16 protein-coding genes are annotated in these 20,933 nt (G+C 63.3%); 11 read left to right on the forward strand and 5 right to left on the reverse strand.

Features of this window, described 5'->3' with window-relative positions:
• Positions 1-88: 88 nt before the first annotated feature.
• Positions 89-1,018: a LysR family transcriptional regulator gene (locus L0U82_RS19295; protein ID WP_233833566.1), complete on the reverse strand. Its 930-nt coding sequence runs from the start codon at positions 1,016-1,018 to the stop codon at positions 89-91.
• A 129-nt stretch (positions 1,019-1,147) separates the two neighbouring features.
• Here L0U82_RS19295 and lysA point away from each other — a divergent pair, with 129 nt between their 5' ends.
• Positions 1,148-2,410, forward strand: a complete 1,263-nt coding sequence (gene lysA / locus L0U82_RS19300) for a diaminopimelate decarboxylase (protein ID WP_233833568.1) — start codon at positions 1,148-1,150, stop codon at positions 2,408-2,410.
• Positions 2,411-2,437: 27 nt separating this feature from the next.
• On the opposite strand, the gene L0U82_RS19305 is transcribed toward lysA, so the two are convergent.
• Positions 2,438-3,358 carry a LysR family transcriptional regulator gene (locus L0U82_RS19305; RefSeq protein ID WP_233833570.1) on the reverse strand — a complete coding sequence of 307 codons (921 nt, stop codon included), beginning with the start codon at positions 3,356-3,358 and terminating at the stop codon, positions 2,438-2,440.
• Between the two features lie 115 nt (positions 3,359-3,473).
• Here L0U82_RS19305 and L0U82_RS19310 point away from each other — a divergent pair, with 115 nt between their 5' ends.
• Both L0U82_RS19310 and L0U82_RS19315 read left to right on the forward strand, forming a co-directional pair.
• Positions 3,474-4,241, forward strand: a complete 768-nt coding sequence (locus tag L0U82_RS19310; RefSeq protein ID WP_233833572.1) for a transporter substrate-binding domain-containing protein — start codon at positions 3,474-3,476, stop codon at positions 4,239-4,241.
• 37 nt (positions 4,242-4,278) lie between these two features.
• Positions 4,279-5,403 carry a succinylglutamate desuccinylase/aspartoacylase family protein gene (locus L0U82_RS19315; protein WP_233833573.1) on the forward strand — a complete coding sequence of 375 codons (1,125 nt, stop codon included), beginning with the start codon at positions 4,279-4,281 and terminating at the stop codon, positions 5,401-5,403.
• 44 nt (positions 5,404-5,447) lie between these two features.
• Here the strand turns inward: L0U82_RS19315 and L0U82_RS19320 are convergent, their stop codons facing one another.
• A complete protein-coding gene (locus tag L0U82_RS19320) occupies positions 5,448-5,723 on the reverse strand; it encodes a cupin domain-containing protein (protein ID WP_233837415.1) in 276 nt (91 codons plus the stop codon).
• Between the two features lie 379 nt (positions 5,724-6,102).
• Between L0U82_RS19320 and L0U82_RS19325 the strand changes: the two genes are divergently transcribed.
• Together L0U82_RS19325 and L0U82_RS19330 are read left to right on the forward strand one after the other, a co-directional pair.
• Positions 6,103-7,020, forward strand: coding sequence for a dihydrodipicolinate synthase family protein (locus tag L0U82_RS19325; RefSeq protein WP_233833574.1), 918 nt, complete (start codon positions 6,103-6,105; stop codon positions 7,018-7,020).
• Between the two features lie 17 nt (positions 7,021-7,037).
• Positions 7,038-8,060, forward strand: coding sequence for an Ldh family oxidoreductase (locus L0U82_RS19330; protein WP_233833576.1), 1,023 nt, complete (start codon positions 7,038-7,040; stop codon positions 8,058-8,060).
• Between the two features lie 178 nt (positions 8,061-8,238).
• Here the strand turns inward: L0U82_RS19330 and L0U82_RS19335 are convergent, their stop codons facing one another.
• On the reverse strand, positions 8,239-10,410 hold the full coding sequence (locus L0U82_RS19335; protein ID WP_233833577.1) for a phosphocholine-specific phospholipase C: 2,172 nt from the start codon (positions 10,408-10,410) through the stop codon (positions 8,239-8,241).
• Positions 10,411-10,579: 169 nt separating this feature from the next.
• On the opposite strand from L0U82_RS19335, the gene L0U82_RS19340 reads away from it, so the two are divergent.
• The 6 genes from L0U82_RS19340 to L0U82_RS19365 all read left to right on the forward strand — a co-directional run bounded on the left by L0U82_RS19340 (position 10,580) and on the right by L0U82_RS19365 (position 19,380).
• Positions 10,580-10,981 (forward strand): hypothetical protein, encoded by a 402-nt coding sequence (locus L0U82_RS19340; protein ID WP_233833579.1) that lies wholly within the window; start codon positions 10,580-10,582, stop codon positions 10,979-10,981.
• A gap of 149 nt (positions 10,982-11,130) precedes the next feature.
• A complete protein-coding gene (locus L0U82_RS19345) occupies positions 11,131-13,113 on the forward strand; it encodes an amylo-alpha-1,6-glucosidase (RefSeq protein ID WP_233833580.1) in 1,983 nt (660 codons plus the stop codon).
• 50 nt (positions 13,114-13,163) lie between these two features.
• Positions 13,164-15,974 carry an MGH1-like glycoside hydrolase domain-containing protein gene (locus L0U82_RS19350; protein WP_233833581.1) on the forward strand — a complete coding sequence of 937 codons (2,811 nt, stop codon included), beginning with the start codon at positions 13,164-13,166 and terminating at the stop codon, positions 15,972-15,974.
• 227 nt (positions 15,975-16,201) lie between these two features.
• Positions 16,202-17,818, forward strand: a complete 1,617-nt coding sequence (gene zwf / locus L0U82_RS19355; RefSeq protein ID WP_233833583.1) for a glucose-6-phosphate dehydrogenase — start codon at positions 16,202-16,204, stop codon at positions 17,816-17,818.
• A 151-nt stretch (positions 17,819-17,969) separates the two neighbouring features.
• Positions 17,970-18,776: an ROK family protein gene (locus L0U82_RS19360; protein WP_233837416.1), complete on the forward strand. Its 807-nt coding sequence runs from the start codon at positions 17,970-17,972 to the stop codon at positions 18,774-18,776.
• A 34-nt stretch (positions 18,777-18,810) separates the two neighbouring features.
• Entirely contained in the window at positions 18,811-19,380 is a 570-nt protein-coding gene (locus tag L0U82_RS19365; RefSeq protein ID WP_233833585.1) for a YbhB/YbcL family Raf kinase inhibitor-like protein, read from the forward strand.
• Positions 19,381-19,451: 71 nt separating this feature from the next.
• On the opposite strand, the gene L0U82_RS19370 is transcribed toward L0U82_RS19365, so the two are convergent.
• Positions 19,452-20,447, reverse strand: coding sequence for an aldo/keto reductase (locus L0U82_RS19370; RefSeq protein ID WP_233833586.1), 996 nt, complete (start codon positions 20,445-20,447; stop codon positions 19,452-19,454).
• Positions 20,448-20,933: the final 486 nt, after the last annotated feature.

Raw genomic sequence — 20,933 nt, forward strand, 5'->3', positions numbered from 1 at the left:
GCGTGACGGACGGCATCGGCATTGGCGGCGGCTGGCGTGCACGCATTGCGTGCATGCGATGCATTGGCCGCTATGACTGCAGAAACCGCTAGGTTCGTCGCGTTCCGGAATGGCGTTTCAATTGTAGTCGCAGCGCCGCGGCTTCGCTCTGGAGCGCGCCGACGAACGCGGCGGCGAGCGGATGCGCGGGCCGATGCTCGGGATGAATCACGCTGACGCGAAACGGCAACGACAGCGCGAGCGGCCGGATATGCAGATTGCGGCCCGCGAGATCGACGGCCGTCAGCGGATTGACGATCGCGATGCCGAGACCCTGGCGCACGCAACTGCACACGGAGGCTGCGCTCGGCGTTTCGATCAGCAGGCGGCGCGCGATGCCGGCTCGCGCGAACGCCGCGTCGATCTGAAGCCGGTAGGGATCGTTGGCGGAGAGGCTGATAAACGGCTGGTCCGCGAAATCCTTCAAGGCGATTACGCGTTTGGCGAGCAGTGGATGGCCGTCGGGCAGCACGCACACTTCATCGACTGCGAGCAGCGGCGTCAAACGCGTCGCAGGAGGCGGCGCGCCGTGTTCGCTCACGCCGAGGTCGTAACGCTGCGCGGTCAACCATTCTTCGAGAAACGGCGACTCCTGCGTCGCGATCGACACACTGGCGCCCGGCTGCGTCGCGTGAAAGCGCTTGATCGCAGCCGGCAGGATCGATTGCGAAAACACCGGCAATGCGATCACCGAAAGCTGGCCGCCCTTGAACTCGCGCAGCGCGGCTGCCGTCGATGCGACCCGTTCGAGCCCGACGTACGCGCGCTCGATTTCGTCGAATAGCGTCAGTGCCGATTGCGTCGGGCGCAGCCGTCCTTGCACGCGTTCGAACAGCGCGAAGCCGATGCTTTGCTCCATGCGCGCGAGTTCACGGCTGACGGTGGGCTGCGACGTGAACAGCATGCCGGCCGCCTTGGTTACGCTGCCGGCGGTCATCAGTGCGCGAAAGACTTCGATATGCCGGTGCGTAAGCGCCATGAGCGGGCCTATATCAGTAATGAATAGATAAGAGAGAAATTGGTATTTTACTGAATGGAGTCTGCACCGCATCATGTCGGCATATCGCAATGCAATGCCTGGTCACCAGGCTTCGACAGGGAACTCGCCGTGACGCCGTTCAACCCTCATCAACTTGCCGATCTCGCGCGCCAGCATGGCACACCGCTATGGGTCTATGACGCCGACACGATCCGTCGACGCATCGCGGAACTGCGCGGCTTCGACACAATCCGCTATGCGCAGAAGGCGTGTTCGAACGTGCATATCCTGAAGCTGATGCGCGACGAGGGCGTGGTGGTCGATGCGGTTTCTCTCGGCGAAATCGAGCGCAGTTTCGCCGCGGGCTTCAAGGCTGGCTTTACTGCTGACGCCGAGGTACATACCGCGGAAGGCGTCGTGTTCACCGCCGACGTGATCGATCGCGCGACGCTCGCCACCGTGCTCGAACAGCGAATTACCGTCAACGCCGGCTCGCTTGACATGCTCGAACGGCTCGGCCGGCATGCGAGCGAAGGTCACCGCGTGTGGCTGCGCATCAACCCCGGCTTCGGCCACGGCCACAGCAACAAGACCAATACCGGCGGCGAGCACAGCAAGCACGGCATCTGGCGCGACGACGTAGCGCGTGCGCTCGATCTGATCCGCCGCTATCGGCTGAAGCTCGTCGGTCTGCACATGCATATCGGCTCGGGCGTCGACTACACGCATCTCGCGAGCGTGTGCGATGCGATGGTCGATGCGGTGACCGGTCTCGATCATGATATCGACGCGATTTCAGCGGGTGGTGGGCTATCGGTGCCGTATCGCGATGGCGAACCGAGCGTCGACACCGCGCATTACTTCAGGCTGTGGGACGACGCGCGCCGGCGTATCGAAGCGCATGTCGGGCATCGCGTGCGGCTCGAAATCGAACCGGGGCGTTTTCTGGTCGCGCAGGCGGGCGTGCTGGTCGCCGAAGTGCAGGCGCTGAGCTCGCGGCCGTCGCGGCAATTCGCGCTGGTCGACGCGGGCTTCAACGATCTGGTGCGGCCGTCGTTTTACGGCAGCCATCACGAGATCAGCGTGCTGAAGCCCGACGGCACGCCGAGCGACGCGCTCACCGGCTCGTTCAGCGTGGCCGGTCCGCTGTGCGAGGCCGGCGATGTGTTCACGCAGCGCGAAGGCGGCGTGGTGACGAGCCGCGCGATGCCCGCGCCGGAAGTGGGCGACCTGATCGTGTTTCATCACGCGGGCGCGTACGGCGCGTCGATGTCATCGAACTACAACAGCCGGCCGCTCGTGCCGGAAGTCTTGATCGAGAATGGCAGCGCGCGGTTGATCCGGCGCCGGCAGCGCATCGACGAATTGATTGCGCTCGAAACATCAGCCTGATTGCGGCATCGGCATCGGCATCGGCACTCAACGCGCGCGCACCGTGCGCGTGTACGACACGATCATCGTCGCGAACTCCTGCGCGGCCGGCGTCAGCGGAATCGCCGCGCGTTGCAGCAGGCAGACGTTCTGTTCGATGCCGCGCTCGCGCACCGGGATCGTCGTCAGCACGTCCGCGAATGGCCCGCGCCTCGTCAGCACCGACGATTCGAACGACAGGCAATCGGTCGCGCTGACCAGATGCAGCGTTTCATACAGGCCCTCGACGGTCGCGACGATCTTCGGCGCCGGCAGCCCGTGTGTTTCGAACAGCTGGCTCAACCGGTTGACGTGCGGCTCGTCGGTCCGATTCGGCGAGCGTGTCGTCACCCAGGTGCAATCGGTAAGTTCGGCGAGCGACTTCGCGCGCGCCTTCGGGTGCCCTTTGCGGCACACGATTACCGGATCGGACGGATACAGCGGCGTGACCGACAGATCGGCGGTATCGGTCTGCTTCGACACCAGCGCGGCCGCGAAATCGAGCGTGCCTTCGCGGATCCACGAAATCATCATGCGCGACGTGCCGGTGCGCAGATGCACGGCGACGCGCTCGAAGCGCGCGCGAAACTCCATCAGCACCGGCGCGAATGCGTCGACGAGCGGCTCGGTCGTCATGCCGAACGTGACCTCGCCCGCATAGTCGCCGCGCAATTGGCGCACGTCCTGCTCGGCGCGCTCGCATTCGCCGAGGATCGCACCGGCTCGTTGCAACAGCCGCTGGCCGAGCGCGGTCAGCGCGATGCCGCGATTCGTGCGCGTGAACAGCGTCGCGCCGAGCATCGATTCGAGGTTCTGCAACTGCTGCGTGATGCCGCTTTGCGCAATGCCGAGCGCGCGCGACGCCGCGCGGATGCTGCCGTGCTCGGCGACCGCCGTGAACACGCGCAACTGGGAAATCGTCAACGCCATGACGTGAGCGCCCGTGATCAGTAAAAGTGATCATGATATTCCGAACGGGGCTTCTTCGAGGCACTGCGACGGCATAGGATTGCGCTGTCCCAATCCGCGTCCGTCCCCGGCTTACATGAAAATTTCGCTGACGATTCTCTGCGCCGCGCTGGCCTTCAGCAGCGCCGCGTTTGCCGCCGAGTCCGGCACCTTGCGGCTCGGCATCGACCCGACCTATCCGCCGATGGACTCGAAGGCGCCCGACGGCAGCCTCAAAGGCTTCGACGTCGATCTCGGCAACGAGATCTGCCGGCGTATCCACGCGCATTGCCAGTGGGTCGAACTCGAGTTTTCGGGGATGATTCCGGCGCTGCAGGCGCGCAAGATCGACGCGGTGCTGTCGTCGATGGCGATCACCGATAAGCGCGAACAGCAGATCCTGTTCTCGTCGAAGCTGTTTCAGTTCAAATCGCGGCTGATCGCGCGGCAAGGCTCGTCGCTCGCGCCCACTGCCGCCGGACTCGCCGGCAAGCAGATCGGCGTGCAGTCGGGCACGCAGTTCGAGGGCTACGCGCTGAAGAACTGGACGCCGCTCGGCGCGAACGTGGTCGCTTACAAGAGCCAGGACGAAGTGTTCACCGACTTGCAGAATGGTCGTCTCGACGGCGCGTTGCTCGGCACCGTCGAGGCGGACTACGGCTTTCTGCGCACGCCGGCGGGCAAGGGCTTCGCGTTCGTCGGCGAGCCGCTATCGATGGGCGATCGCGGAGTCGGCATTGGCCTGCGCAAGGACGAGACGGCGGTGCAGGCGTCGATCAACGCGGCGATTGCATCGATGCTGAAAGACGGCACCTATGCGCAGATCGCGAAGAAGTACTTCGACTTCGACCCGTACGGCAATTGACCCCAACGCTCCATTTCCCTATTGCGACTTTCCTTTCATGAACAGGCAATCGATTCCGCTTCTGTCGCCGGCCATCGGCACGCACCGCGAACTGGTGTCGTTTCATTTCGGCCCGACAGCCGGCACCCATAGCGGGCAAAAGATCTATATCCAGGCGTCGCTGCATGCGGACGAAACGCCGGCGATGCTGACGACCGTGCTGCTCAAGCGCCGTCTGCTCGAACTGGAAAAAGCCGGTGCACTGAACGCGGAAATCGTGCTCGTGCCGGTCTCGAATCCGGTCGGGCTCAGTCAGTACGTGCTCGGTCAGTTTGTCGGCCGCTTCGATCTGGCGAGCGGCAAGAACTTCAATCGCCATTTCGTGCAGTTCACGAAACTGGTTGCGAATGCAAAGGAGGCGCTCGGTTCCGACGCCACGGAAAACGTGCGCATCGTGCGCGAACTGCTCGCGGCCGAACTCGCACAACAGAAAGCGCTGACCGAATTCGACTCGCTGCAACTGGCGCTTCTGAAGCTGTCGCACGACGCGGACGTGATCATCGATCTGCATTGCTCGCTCGAAGCGGCGATGCATCTGTACACGAGCGAGGCGGCGTGGTCGCAGTTCGAACCGTTGTCGCGCTACCTCGGCGCGCAGGCATCGCTGCTCGCGACGGACTCGGGCGGCGGCGCGTTCGATGAAACACATAGCCTGCTGTGGTGGACGTTGCAGCAGCAGATGCCGGCCAGCAAGCCGGTGCCGACCGGATCGATCGCGGTGACGGTGGAATGCCGCGGCCAGCGCGACGTGTCGTACGAAGTCGCGCAGCAGGACGCGGATGCGATCGTCGATTACCTGCTGTGGCGCGGCGCAATTCGCGGCGAAGCGAAACCGTTGCCGCCGCTGCTATCGGAGGCGACGCCGCTCGCTGGCAGCGAGCAGTTCTATGCGCCGGTAAGCGGGATTCTGGTGCATCGCGCGAAGATCGGCGACACGATCCGCGTCGGCCAGCCGCTGTTCGATATCGTCGATCCGCTGACCGACGAGACGACCACGATCGCGAGCCAGACCGAAGGGGTGCTGTATATGCGGCGAGCGATCCGCTTCGTGACGGCCGGCGCGCCGCTCGGCCGCGTGACGGGTACGCGGCCGATCAGAACCGGCGTGCTGCTCGGCGCCTGATCGCTTCAAATGGGGCGCGCCGGCTTGCACGGTGCGCCTGTCTTTCACACGTCCGTTTTTCTGCCGACCAGATAGCTGACGCCGTTCGGCCCGTAACGCTCCGCATGTGCCTTGTTCGCCGGCAGATGAAACACGTCGCCGACGCGATACAGGCGTTCTTCTTCGCCGACGCGGATGTGCAATTCCCCATCGACGATCAATGCCTTCGCCTCGAACGGATGGGTGTGCACGTCCATCGCGATGTTCGGCTCGCGTGTCACCAGCACGGCATCGGGAAAGCCTTCTTTCAATAGCATTTCAGTAAAAGCCGCGCGATCCATCGCATTTCCCTCGTCACGAAACAGTGCCATCGACTCTAGCGCGATCGGCTGATTTTTGCAGCGCGGACGGTGCGCCGCTTGGGCGGATTTCGCGGCGAGCCGACACGCGCGAAGCACCGGATATTGGCTGCGCGTTGTGCCGGACTCGGCATCGCAGCTTGCTGTAACCACGGCGACGCCGCGTGGCTACAAGCCGGTTCCGCCGCGATTCGCACCCGGATGCAGCCGCTATTGGCCAGTTTTTCGGCCTGGCAGTTGTGCAGATTTAATCTCTTTCGATTACGAAAAAGCCCAAGCGTGCAAAAACAGAAAGATCGATACTGGCTGCCGCATATCAACGAGTGTCGGCGCGGCCGGCTTTTTGAAGGAGATGGACACAATGAGCAAGGCTATCCAATGGAGCGGTGTGTTCCCCGCCGTCAGCACCCAGTTCAAACCTGACTTTTCGCTCGATATCGACGCGACGCATCGCGTGGTCAGCAATCTCGTCAGGGATGGCGTGTCGGGCCTCGTGGTTTGCGGCACGGTTGGCGAAAACACCTCGCTGAGCACCTCGGAAAAGCTGCAGGTGATCGAAGCCGCGCGCGATGCCGCCGGCGGCAAGATCCCGGTGATCGCGGGCGTGGCCGAGTTCACGACCGAGTTCGCGCGCCAGACCGTGCGTGAAGCCGCGCGCGTCGGCGTGGATGGCGTGATGGTGATGCCGGCGCTCGTCTATTCCGCGAAGCCGCACGAAACCGCCGCGCATTTCCGTTCGGTCGCGACCAGCACCGATCTGCCGGTGATGATCTACAACAACCCCCCGATCTACAAGAACGACGTGACGCCGGACGTGCTGATCGCGTTGCAGGATTGCGAGAACATCGTCTGCTTCAAGGATTCGTCGGGCGATACGCGCCGTTTCATCGATCTGCGCAATGCAGTGGGCGATCGTTTCGTGCTGTTCGCGGGCCTTGACGACGTGGTGGTCGAAAGCATCGCGGTTGGCGCGCAAGGCTGGGTGTCGGGCATGTCGAACGCGTTTCCGAAGGAAGGCGAGACGCTGTTCCGCCTCGCCAAACAGAAGCGTTACGACGAAGCGCTGTCGCTGTATAGCTGGTTCATGCCGTTGCTGCACCTCGACGCGCGTCCGGACCTCGTGCAGTGCATCAAGCTGTGCGAGGAACTGCTCGGCCGCGGTAGCGCGGTTACGCGTCCGCCGCGTCTCGCGTTGCAGGGCGACACGCTCGCCGAAGTGAAGGAGATCGTCGCCAAGGCGGTCGCCACGCGTCCGACGCTGCCGGACGTCGGCCTCTGAAGCACGAAGGAGCCTGTATGACCGCTGATTCGACGGATGTCGTGCTCACGCTCGACGAAGTCCACGATCTGTCGTTTCGCGTGCTGACGCGGCATGGCATGTCGGATGCGCATGCCGACGCGATCGCGCGTGTGATTACGCAGGGCCAGCGCGACGAATGCCATTCGCACGGTATCTATCGGCTGCTCGTGTGCACGCGCTCGCTGCGTATCGGCAAGGTGAATCCGCGTGCCGAGCCGACGTTGCGCGAGGTGTCGGCGAGTATCGTCGCGGTCGATGCGCACTACGGCTATTCGCTGCTTGCCTTCGAGACCGGCTTGCCGGTGCTGGTCGAGAAGGCTCGGCGCCAGGGCATCGCGGCAATGGCGATCAACCACTGCTTTCACTTCTCGGCGCTGTGGCCCGAAGTGGAAGCGATCGCGCGCGAAGGGCTCGTCGGTATCGCGATGAATCCGAGCCATAGCTGGGTCGCGCCGGCCGGCGGCACGCAGCCGGTGTTCGGCACGAATCCGCTGGCATTCGCATGGCCGCGTCCAGGGCGTGAGCCGTTCGCGTTCGACTTCGCGACGAGCGCGATCGCGCGTGGCGATATCGAACTGCACGCGCGCCAGGGCAAGGCGATTCCGTCGCATTGGGCGATCGACAGCGAAGGCCAGCCGACCACCGATGCAAAGGCCGCGCTGCAAGGCGCGATGCAAACGTTCGGCGGTCACAAGGGCTCGGCGCTGGCGGCGATGATCGAATTGCTCGCCGGCGCGTTGATCGGCGATCTGACGAGTATGGAGTCGCAGGTGTTCGACGAAGGCGTCGGCGCGACGCCGTGTCATGGCGAGTTGCTGATCGCGCTGGATCCGAAGGTATTTCTCGGCGATGGCTACGAAGCTGGCCTTGCGCGCGCCGAAAAGCTGTTCGACGCGGTGACGGAGCAGGGGGCGCGGTTGCCTTCGCAACGACGTTTCGATGCGCGCGAACGCAGCATTCGCGACGGCGTGAAGATTCCGCGTGCGCTTTACGACGACGTGCTTGCTCTGCTCGACTAAAGCGAAGCCAATAGCAGCATTAGTGTGAATTGGCGTGAAATGAAATCGGCATCCAGTTCGCCTTGTGGGCGAAACAGGATGCCGAATCATTTTTGCCAAGGCGAAGAGCCGGAGACGGTAGCGCCTACTTCACACCCCATCCCCGCGCTTTCAAACGAATCAACCGCTAGCGCGAACCTCAGCTCACGAGCAGCACCGGCGCGACCGCCGCCGGATCGCTGATGCTCGGACGGCCGTTTTCGACGTGACCGGCAATGCGACGCGAGAAGCTTGCATCGTCGCTGCTGGTCACCGTCAGGTCGTACCAGTGATGGCTCGACGCGAGCACCCAGGCTTCCTCGATCGGCAAGCCAGCCGGCACGAGCACCGGGCGCGCGTGCGCGCCGTACGCGTTGTCGATCACGTTCAGACGCGCAATGCCGCCGCCGCTGTTGGTGAACTTCAGGAACACGTTGCCGTTCGCGACGTCGTATTGCACCGTCACTTCGGGCTGCGCCGGCTTATTGAGGATGCCACCGAGGATGCCGCCGAGCAGACCGCCGCCGTGCGGGTTCTGCGCATGCACCTGAGCGTTGCCCGCGAACTTGCGCACGAAGCCGTTCGGGCCGAACACTTCGAACGAGTACACGCCGTTGGTCGACGTCAGATCGAACGTTTCGCTGAGCGATTTGCCCGCTTCGACCGTATAGCGCCACGGACCGTCGGTGCGATTCGATGCGTACACATAGAAGTGCGCGCCCTGCTCGCCGGTGTTGCCGAACGTGATCTCGAACGTGTTCTTGCTCGCGTTCGCCGAGCCGTTCACGTGCAGTTCGTACGGCAACGCACGCGCGAAACGGATGCCCGGTTCCTGCGCATCGACCGCGCCCAGCGTCGTCGGCACGGTCGGCTTCGGCTGCGTCGCGCACTGGTTGTCGGCCATGCTCATGTAGTTGCTCGTGTCCGGCAGCGACGGCATCTTCGAATCCGGCGTGCGGAAATCGAATGCGGTGGTCAGGTCGCCGCACACCGCGCGACGCCATGCGGTGATGTTCGGCTCCTGTACGCCGAAACGCGCTTCGATGAAGCGGATCACCGACGTGTGATCGAACACCTGCGAGCAGACGAAGCCGCCCTTGGTCCACGGCGACACGATCGTCATCGGCACGCGCGGTCCGAGGCCGTACGGCAGACCGTCGGCGGTGTAGCTGCCGCCGCGCAGCGGATTGACGACGTTGTGGATTTCGCCGTCGACGCTCACCGTCGACGCGCCTTGCGCGGCCGTCGTCGCCGGTTGCGGCGGCACGAGGTGATCGAAGAAGCCGTCGTTCTCGTCGTACATGATGAAGAGCACGGTCTTGCTCCACACCTCGGGATTCGACGTCAGCGCATCGAGAATCTGCGACGTGTATTCGGCACCATAGGCCGGCGTGTAGCTCGGGTGCTCCGAGTACGCGGCCGGCGGGCACAGCCACGACACCTGCGGCAACTGGTTCGCGAGCACGTCGGCCTTCAGGTCGTCGATCGTACGCACGGTTTGCGCGCGCTGATAGAGCGCCGAGCCCGGCTCCGCGTTGATGAAGTTCGTGAAGTTCTGCAGGATGTTGGTGCCGTAGTTGCCGTTCAACGGATCGTTGCCCGTCAGGCCCTGCTGATAGATCTGCCACGAAATGCCGGCGGCTTGCAGGCGTTCCGGATAGGTCGTCCACGACAGCAACTGGTACTTCGGCGGCTTGTCGCCGTCGACGAAATCGTTGTTGTCGAGCAGCGGTCCGCCCATCGTGCCGGTCGGATCGACCATGCCCGTCATCAGATACGCGCGGTTCGGGTGGGTCGGGCCGGGCATCGAGCAGAAGTATGCGTCGCACACGGTGAACGCATCGGCCAGCGCGTAGTGGAACGGGATGTCGCTACGCAGGTGGTAGCCCATCGTCATGTCCGTCTTGTACTGCGGCCACTGGTTGTACGCGCCGTTGTTGATCGCGTAATGCGTCGGGTACCAGTTGTGATCGAGATCGCCGAGGCACTGCGCGCTCGTCGTCTGCGTGTTCAGATGGAACGGCAGCACCGGCTTGGTCGGATCTTCCTTCGACGGCTGATACCAGACCGGCTGCTGGCCGCCCGGCAGCGGAATCGGGAAGCGGTCGTTATAGCCGCGCACGCCGCGCAGATGACCGAAGTAGTGATCGAACGAACGGTTCTCCTGCATGAACACGACGATGTGCTCGACATCGCGGATCGTGCCCGTGCGCGAGGACGCGGGGATCGCGAGTGCGTTGCGGATCGACTCGGGCAGTGCGGTCAACGCGGCGGCGGCGCCCGCGGATGAAGCCACGGTCTGCAGGAAACGGCGACGGCTATTTGAAGTCATCGAATATCACCTTCTGCGTAAGGGAAGAATAGCGCGCCACGCGCGCGCCGGGGGAGTCGGACTCGTTGTCGAGTCCTGTATCGTTACTGGTTAATTGCTCACGCTGTCGCCGGGTGCGTAACGCATCACCGGTGCGATCTGCTGGTTGTCGGCCGCGAGATTGGCCTGCATGTTTTCCGCGATCGGATCGGACGCGGCGGTCGCGCTGTTTGCTGCGCTGTTAGCCGCGTCGGTGGTCGCGTTGTTCGCGTTGTTGATCGTGTTGTTCGTGGAGCCGCTGACCGCCGGTGCCGGAGCACCGGGCATCGCGGTGGTGGCTATCGAAGGCACCAGTGCCGGTGAGGTCGACGTCGCCGCGGGTTGCGCGCTGTCGTTGGCGGCGGCATCCGTTGCCGGGTTCGTCGTTGCAGCCGTGTTCGCGGAAGATCCGTCGTCCGCGCCACAACCGTTCAACGCTAACGTTGCAACTGCAAGCAGTGCTGCACTCGCCATGAGTCTCGTTTTTCTCATGTCCGCATCCGGTTCGGTGAAGGCGGATGCAGTCTCTAATTCTTTCAAGAAATTTATGTGAAACGTTTGCGAGCGGCATAACTTTCGCCAATTCGTCGGTTTATCGAAAGAAAACGGAAAGTGGCGAGAAGGACAATAGACACGGTATCGCCATCTATGACATCTGCGTTATGGTCTTGTGCATGACGTATTGGCATGGACATGAATCACATGACACGCATCGATTCACCGTTCGAGCTTGCACGGCTCGAAGACGAATGGCTGGAACCGGACGGCTTCGGTGGCTTTGCGTCGGGCACGGTCGGCATCGCGCGCACGCGCCGTTATCACGCGTTGCTGCTTGCCGCCACGCGCGCGCCGGGTGGGCGAATGGTGCTCGTCAACGGCATCGAGGCGTGGCTCGAAGCAGGTGGGCAGCACTATCCATTGACGATGCAACGCTATGGGCCGGATGTGATCTATCCGGATCTGCGCGACAGTTTCGTCGGCTTCGATACCTCGCCATGGCCGACGTGGCGCGTGCGGGTCGATGCACGGACGGTGGTCGTCGCCGAGGTGTTCGTCAGCAAGCCGACAGGCGAAACGGTGTTGCGCTGGCGGCTCGAAGGCGGCGATCTCGATGCGCCGGTGCTGAAGGTCAGGCCGCTGCTATCGGGACGCGATTACCACGCGCTGCATCACGAGAATCCCGCCTTCAACTTCAACGCGCGGACAAGTGACGATCAGTCGTGCGTGAACTGGCAACCGTATGGCGGCCTGCCGGTCATTCATGCGGCGACCAATGGCACATATACGCACGCACCTGACTGGTATCGCAACTTCTACTACACGCGCGAGCAGGAGCGTGGTCTCGACTGCAATGAAGATCTCGCGACGCCTGGGGTGTTCAGCTTCGATCTCGCTCGCGGCGATGCGGTGATGATCCTGAGCGCTTCGCCAGCGGACGCAACGACAACGGCAACAGCAAACCAGAACGCCCCAACCGATGCCGCCACACACGCAGCGAACCTCGCGCGCACCGAGCGGCAGCGCCGCGCCGCGCTCGGCTCGCGCCTGCAACGCTCGGCCGATGCCTATGTGGTCACGCGCAACGAAGGCCGCACGATACTCGCGGGTTTCCCATGGTTCACCGATTGGGGCCGCGACACCTTCATCGCGATGCGCGGTCTGCTGATCGCGGCGAACCGTCGCGACGACGCCGAAGCGATCCTGCTCGAATGGTCGGGCACGCTATCCGACGGCATGCTGCCGAATCGCTTCCCTGATTACGGCGATGCGCCCGAATACAACTCCGTCGATGCATCGTTATGGTTCATCGTCGCGTTGCACGACTATCTGGCGACACCGCACGCAAGCGCAGCCACGCGCGCGCACTTGCAGCAGGCCGCCGAAGCGATTCTCACCGGCTATACCAACGGCACGCGTTTCAACATCGGCGCTTGCGCCGAAGACGGCCTGCTGCGCGCCGGCATCCCCGGTGTGCAACTTACATGGATGGACGCGAAAGTCGGCGACTGGGTGGTCACGCCGCGCATCGGCAAGCCGGTCGAAGTGCAGGCGCTGTGGATCAACGCACTGCGGATCGCGTCGGCATGGAATCCGCAGTGGCGTCAGCAGGCGGAGCGCGCGACGCTCGCGTTTCGTCAGCGCTTCATCGATCCGCTCACGCAGACGCTGTTCGATAACGTCGACGTCGACCATGCGCCGGGCACCGTCGATCGCACGATCCGGCCGAACCAGATCTTCGCTGTCGGCGGCCTGCCGTTTCCGCTGCTCGAAGGCGATGCGGCGCGCGCGGTACTCGGCCAGGTCGAAGCGCAATTGCTGACGCCGCTGGGCTTGCGTTCGCTCGCGCCGTCCGATCCCGCTTATCGCGGCCATTACGGCGGCTCGCCGTCCGCACGCGATGGCGCCTATCATCAAGGCACGGTGTGGTTGTGGCTGATCGGTCCGTTCATCGAAGCGTGGCTGCGCACGTATGGCGCGACTACTGAAAACCGCGTGCAGGCGAGAGCGCGTTTTCTTGATCCGCTGTATGCGCATCTCGATCGCACGGGGCTCGACCACCTGTCTGAAATCGCCGATGGCGATGCGCCGCATGCGCCCGCGGGCACGCCGTTTCAGGCATGGTCGCTCGGCGAGCTGCTGCGCATCGAAAGCCTGCTAGCCCAATTCGAGCGCGACAGCACGTAAACCGCGCTACGATGTGGGTCCCACCGCAAGCCTGTTGCAAGGACTCAGTCATGCCACCGCTGCGCGCTGCCAATCTGCTTGCCACCGTCGAAGGCTCCCGGCTGCATTCGGGCGATTGTGCCCACTGGCAGCGCTGGGGTCCGTATCTGAGCGAGCGCCAGTGGGGCACGGTGCGCGAGGACTACAGCCCGAACGGCACCGCGTGGGATTCCTTTCCACACGACCATGCGCGCAGCCGCGCGTACCGCTGGGGCGAAGACGGCATCGCCGGTTTCGGCGACGACCGGCTTAGCTGGTGCGTATCGCTCGCGCTGTGGAATCGCAAGGACCCGATCCTCAAGGAGCGCCTGTTCGGCCTCACCAACTCGCAGGGCAATCACGGCGAGGATGTGAAGGAGCTGTACTTCTATCTCGACGGCACGCCGACGCATTCGTACATGCGCATGCTGTACAAGTACCCGCACGCGGCGTATCCATACGAAGATTTGATCGACGAGAACGCGCGCCGTGGCGGCGAGATGCCGGAGTACGAGATTCTCGATACCGGCGTGTTCGACGATCTGCGCTATTTCGATGTGCAGGTCGAATACGCGAAGCACACGCCCAATGACATCGTGATGCGCGTGACGATCGAAAATCGCGCGGACGAAGCCGCGTCGCTCGATGTGCTGCCGCAAATCTGGGCGCGCAATTCGTGGTCGTGGAGAGAGAACAAGGACAAGCCGAAGCTGACGCTCGGCACCGATCATGATGGTGCGGTTCATCTGGTCGGCCATCATCATGTACACGAGCCGATTATCGTGACCGCGTGGTCGCACGATGCGCCGCTCACGTGGCTGTTCTGCGAAAACGACACCAACGTGAAGCGGCTATTCAATACGGACAGCGCGGGTCCGTTCAAGGACGGCTTCAACGACTATCTGATTCACGGCGACGAGAACGCGATTCGCCGCGACACGGGCACCAAGGCCGGCGCGCACGCGGCACTCGAATTTGGCCCGCATGGCCGCGCGGTCTTGTATCTGCGCTGGCGCTCGCAAGCCGATACCGACGACGCATCGTTCGACGCCGACGCCGTGATCGCGCGCCGCCTCGCCGAGGCCGACGAATTCTATGGCGCGTTGCAACACGAGATCGTCGATCCGGACGCGCGCCTCGTGCAGCGTCAGGCGCTGGCCGGCATGCTGTGGTCGAAGCAGTACTACCAGTACGACGTGCAGCGCTGGCTCGACGGCGATCCATTGCAGCCGCCTCCGCCGCCGGAGCGCAAGCGCGGCCGCAACGTCGACTGGCGGCATCTGTGCAATGCGGACATCGTGTCGATGCCGGACAAGTGGGAGTACCCGTGGTACGCGTCGTGGGACCTCGCGTTTCATGCGGCGGCGTTCGCGCTGATCGATCCCGCGTTCGCGAAGAAGCAGTTGCTGTTGCTGGTGAAGGATCGCTATCAGCATCCGAACGGTCAATTGCCCGCGTACGAATGGGCGCTCGGCGACGCGAATCCGCCCGTGCATGCGTGGGCCGCGTGGCGCGTGTACGAGATCGATCGCGCGCTGACCGGCAAGGCGGATCGCGATTTTCTCGAACTCGTTTTTCACAAGCTGCTGCTGAATTTCTCGTGGTGGGTCAATCGCAAGGACGCGGACGGCCACAATATTTTCCAGGGCGGCTTTCTCGGGCTCGACAACGTCGGCATCTTCGATCGCTCGTCGCCGCTGCCGACCGGCGGCCATATCGACCAGGCCGACGGCACCGCGTGGATGGCCGCCTATGCGCTGGACCTGATGCGCATCGCGCTCGAACTCGCGTATGCAAACCATGTGTTCGTCGATATCGGCGTGAAGTTCTTTGAGCACTTCCTGTATATCGCGGAAGCCGTCAGTTGCGACGATGGCTGCGATACCGGCTTGTGGGACAGCGAGGACGAGTTCTTCTATGACAAGCTGCGCTTGCCCGACGGCAGCAATTTCCCGATGCGCGTGCGTTCGATCGTTGGACTGATTCCGCTGTTCGCGGTACATGTGCTCGAAGAACGTCTGCATGGCGGCTTGCCGGGTCTGCGCGAGCGGCTCGTATGGTTCCTCGAACATCGGCCCGATCTCGCTAAGCTCGTATCGCGCTGGAACGAACCGGGCAAGGGCAATGCGTTGCTGCTGTCGCTGCTGCGCGGGCATCGGATGAAAGCGTTGCTGCGGCGCACGCTCGACGAAAGCGAGTTTCTCTCCGATCATGGCGTGCGTGCGCTGTCGCGCTACCATCGCGATCACCCGTTCGTGTTCAATCACAACGGCAACAGCTTCTGCGTTAAATACCTGCCGGCCGAATCGGACACGCGCGTGTTCGGCGGCAATTCGAACTGGCGCGGCCCGGTGTGGATGCCGGTCAACTATCTGCTGATCGAATCGCTGTATGAATTTCACCGCTACTACGGCGAGGATTTTCGCGTCGAGTATCCGACCGGTTCCGGGCAGAAGTTCTCGCTGTGCGAAATCGCCGACGAACTCGCGCGCCGGGCAACTACGCTGTTCCTGAAGAACAGCGACGGCGAGCGGCCGGTCATGGGCGCGTATCCGCTATTGCAGGCGGACCCGTGTTCGCAGGATCTGATTCTGTTTCACGAGTATTTCCACGGCGACAACGGCCGGGGCGTAGGGGCTTCGCATCAGACCGGCTGGACCGGGCTGGTTGCGTTGCTGTTGCAGCCGCGTGCGATGGCGGCATCGGGTAACGTGCCGCTGGCGGGCGAGCCGGCCGCGCGCGCGCCGATTCCAGCCGGGCCGGTGGTGACGCCTGCTGTGGCGCCTACGCCGGAGTGCGAACCCGCGCAGTCAATCGCGGTTGCGACTGCAACGACGAAGTAAGCGAAATTACTGAAGCAAGCGAAGTAAGCGCACCATGGCCGCGGCTGTGTACTCACAGGCGGCGCGCTGAGCGGATGCGCGAGATTACATACGGCATACAAGTCGCGTGATCGCGCAGCTTGCATGATCGTGATTGAACTGTGCGGGGCTGTACGCGGTCTTTCAGGTATCGCTTTTGCGTATCGCCACGTTCATTCCATTGGTTCGTTCAAGCCCAAGTGAATCTCATGTCGACACCCTCCAATTCCTCCGCTTCTTCTTCTCAATCCGATACGACTGCCGCGCGCAGCTGCAAGATCAGCGCGAGTCCGCACGATGCATTGCCGTCGGCGGCCGGCAAGAAACCGGCGCCGCCTTGCACGCTCGTGATCTTCGGCGCCGGCGGCGACCTGACCCGGCGCCTGCTGATGCCCGCGCTTTACAACCTCGCGGTCGATGGCCTGCTCGACGACGGCATGAAGATCATCGGCGTCAACCATGGCGAACGCGCAACCAGCGAGTGGGTCGAGGATCTGCACACGTCGCTGCAGCAGTTCGCCGCCGACAAGGCCAGCACGTTCCACGCCGGCAAACTCGACGACAACGCATGGAACTGGGTCGCGCAACGGCTCGAATACATGGCGGGCGAATTCGAATCCGACGATACGTTCGCGCAACTCAAGCAGAAGCTCGCGCAGCAGCACAGCGGCAACGTGATTTTTTACCTCGCGGTCGGTGCGCGTTTTTTCAAGCCGATTGTCGAACGTCTCGGCAAGACCGGTTTGCTGAAAGAGGGCGACGAAGCGAACGGCGGCTTCCGTCATCTCGTGATCGAAAAGCCGTTCGGTACCGATGTAACGTCGGCGCGCGATCTGAACGCGCACATCCTGACGTACGCGAGCGAGGCGCAGGTCTATCGGATCGATCACTTTCTCGGCAAGGACACCGTGCAGAGCATTCTCGCGGTGCGCTTCGCGAATGCGTTGTTCGAGCCGATCTGGCGGCGCGAATATATCGACTGCGTGCAGATCACGGCGGCTGAAACGATCGGCGTCGAAGGGCGAGGCAGTTTCTATGAACAGACCGGCGCGTTTCGCGACATGGTGCCGAACCATCTGTTCCAGTTGCTCGGCATGGTCGCCATGGAGCCACCCAATTCGTTCGATGCCGAAGCGGTGCGCGACAAGAAAGCCGAACTGTCCGACGCGATCCAGCCGCTGACGCGCCACGATGTCGTGTTCGGCCAGTATGAAAAGGGACCGGCGGGCCCCGGCTATCGCGAGGAACCCGACGTCGCGCCCGACAGCACGACCGAAACCTATGCGGCGGCGCGCGTATTCGTCGAGAATTGGCGCTGGGCCGGCGTGCCGTTCTATCTGCGCACCGGCAAACGGCTCGCGGCGCGCCGCACCGAGATCTCGGTGCAGCTGAAGCCGGTGCCGTTCCGGCTGTTCCGCGATACGCCGGTCGATGCGCTCACACCGAACGTGCTGACGCTGCGCATCGATCCCGCGCACGGCACGAGCTTCGACTTCAACGTGAAAATGCCGGGGCCGGTGATGCAGGTCGGCGCGGTGCAGTCGTCGTTCGACTACAACGACTTCTTTGCCGAGCAGGCGAATGTCGGCTACGAAACGCTGCTGTACGACTGCATGCTCGGCGACGAGACGCTGTTCCAGCGCGCTGACAGCATCGAGACGAGCTGGTGCTCGGTCGATGAGGTGCTGCATCCGAAGACCGGCGGTCCGATCGAGGTGCATGGGTATGCGGCCGGCAGCGAGGGGCCGACCCAGGCCGATGCGCTGCTCGCGCGCGACGGCCATGCATGGCGGCCGCTGCAACGCGACGCGGTGGGAAAGAAGTAATGCCGGAGCGGTTCAACACGTGTTTACACTCGCACTTAACGCAACGGGGGATATCGTGACGACAGGCAAGAAGAACGTGGCAGCGAAGAAGAACGTGGCAGCGAAGAAGGGCGTGGCGGCGAAGAAGGGCGTAGCGGCGAAGAAAGGTGCCGTGAAAAGCAGAAGCGCGCCGAAGACCAGCGGCGAGAACATTCTCGCGATCGACGTTGGGGGCACCGGTTTGAAGGCCGCGATCATCGACGCCGACGGCAAGATGAAGACCGAGCGCGTGCGCGTCGCGACGCCGCATCCGTGCACGCCCGAGCAGCTCGTCGATGCGCTCGTGCAACTGGTCGCGCCGCTCGTCGAACAGGCGCCGCCTTCATTGATCTCGATCGGTTTTCCGGGTGTCGTGCGCGACAATCGCATTCTGACCGCACCGCATTTCGGCATCGAAGGCTGGCATGACATCCCGCTCGCGGATTCGCTCGCGCAGCGCCTCGGTGGTCTGCCGGCGCGCATGATCAACGATGCCGAGATGCAAGGCTTCGCCGCGATCGAAGGACATGGCCTCGAATTCGTGCTGACGCTCGGCACCGGCGCGGGCACCGCGATGTTCCGCGACGGCGAGCTGATGCCGCATCTGGAGCTGGCCCATCATCCGGTCAGCAAGAAGGGCGTTGCTTACGACGAATACATCGGCGAGGCCGCGCGCGAGCAGGTCGGCAGCAAGCGCTGGAACCGGCGTGTCGAGAAGGTGATCGGCATTCTCGATTCGCTGGTCAACTACGACAAGCTGTGGATCGGCGGCGGCAACGCGGCGCGGATCAAGTTCGAGTTGCCGCCTCATGTGGCGACGGTGTCGAACGATGCGGGTATCGAGGGCGGCGCGCGTTTGTGGCATCCGCTGTCGGTGCGCGAGACGCGGCAGTTGCCCGAGGCGACGCAGAAAACCGGGCGGTTCAGCCTCAAGCGATGAGGGGCAGGCAAGCTCGCCCTCACGGAGACTCACGATGACGATTCGAAGCAATCTGCACCTGGCGCGGCGCCTGGTCTCCGTCGGCATCTGCGCGGTGTTCGCCTATGCGAGCGCACAGGCGTATGCGGGCGAGGCGTTCGCGGTGGCGTCGCCGGGAACCGCCGACGGCGGCACGCTCGACGCCAGCCATGCGGCGAGCGCTAACAATTGCGGCGGCGGTAACGTGTCGCCCGCGCTGCAATGGCAGAACGCACCGGCCGGCACGAAGAGTTTCGCGGTGACGATTTTCGACCCCGACGGCGGCAAGGGCCTGGGCATCGTGCATTGGATCGTGTATGGCATCGCGCCGAGCACGATGGGACTCGCGGCGGGCGAGGCCGTGCCGCATGGCGGCGTGTCGGGCACCAACCGTACCGGCGGCCCGGGGTACTACGGGCCGTGTCCGCCGGTCGGCGAGGTGCCGCATCACTACATCGCGCAGGTCTATGCGCTCGATCTGCCGGCCGATGCATTGCCGGCCGGCCTGAAGCGCGATGCGTTTCTCGCGGCGATCAAGGACCATGTGCTCGCCGCGACGAGCACCGTGCTGCGTTATGGGCGGTGACGGCGCGCTGGCCTGTGCCGCAATGCTAGTGCTAGTAGTGCGCGTAGCGTAGCGCGCGCCGCCCAGCTGGTTTATCGAACCGAGTCGCCCCGCCGATACTGCACGCTCGCTTCATCGAGCTGCTTTTTGAGCCCACCATCGAGCACGAAATCGACGGCAGCGAGCGAGTCGGTCAGCTGCTCCGCCCGGCTCGCGCCAATGATCGCCGACGTGATCTGCGGATTCGCCAGCACCCACGCGAGTGAAATCTTCGTCAGCGATTCGCCGCTCGGCGCAACGATCGACTTCAACTGCTCGATCGTTTCGAACTCACGCTCGTGCCAGTAGCGCTGCTGATATCTCGCGCCGGCCTCGCCGACCGCTTCGGTGAAGCGCCCTTCCGCGGGCTTCGCGTCATGCTTGTGCTTGCCGGTCAGCAGGCCGCCGGCGAGCGGGTTATACGGCATCACCGCCAGTTGTTCCTCGGCGGCCAGCGGCAGCAACTCGCGTTCGATCTCGCGAAACAGCAGGTTGTAGCGCGGCTGCACCGACACGAAGCGCGCGACGCGCAGCACGTCCGCGCGTCCCAATGCACGCGCGAGCCGGTACGCGAAGAAGTTCGACACGCCGATATAACGTGCCTTGCCCGAGCGCACGATCACGTCGAGTGCTTCGAGCGTTTCATCGAGCGGCGTCTTCGGGTCGTCGGAATGGAGCTGGTACAGATCGACGTAGTCGGTGCCGAGGCGGTGCAGCGACGCGTCGATCGCATCGAGCAGATGTTTGCGCGACGCGCCCTGATCCCATGCCGCCGGCCCCATCTTGCCGACCGCCTTGGTCGCGACGATGAAGCGATCGCGCTTGCCCTTCAGCCAGCTGCCGATGATCTGCTCGGTGTGCCCGACCCGGCTCTCGCCGCCGCCGAGCGGATAGACGTTGGCGGTGTCGATGAAATTGACTCCGGCGTCCGCGGCCGTGTCGAGGATACGGTGCGATGCGGCTTCGTCGGCTTGCAAGCCGAAAGTCATGGTGCCGAGACACAGGCGCGAAACGGTCAGGCCGGTACGGCCGAACTGGCGATATTGCATAGGTCGACTCCAGAAGAAACGGGGACAGTCAGGAACGACGACGCCCGGCGACGCGTCGCGCGACAGGGGTGTTGTAAAAAGGATAAACGCTGTTGTGATCCGACGTGCGCTGGGTGGCTTTCTCTTTGTTATTTATTTGAAAGAAATAACGTAAGGTTCAGCCAAATTGCAGCCGTTGCCAGAAGCACGTCTTATGCAAACACTGCATTACGATATGTAAGAATTAACAGTGAATTCGAGCCTTAAAATTACAAAATACTTACTCTCGTAAAATTCCGAAACAAATTCCTTACGCAAAGTAATGCACGGCGCGATTGATCGTGTTTTATGCGTGTGGAATGATAGCGATTCTCATTTAAACCTAGCCAGCCATCCCGTCATTTCCCGCGCGCACAAGAAAGGGAAGCGGTAGCCAGCCATTTGCGGCTTTGTCATGAATTCCTGCCAGGCATGCGAATTCGGCAAACGCATACCTGACGGGACTTC

Source organism: Paraburkholderia sp. ZP32-5 (assembly GCF_021390495.1).
GTDB lineage: Bacteria > Pseudomonadota > Gammaproteobacteria > Burkholderiales > Burkholderiaceae > Paraburkholderia.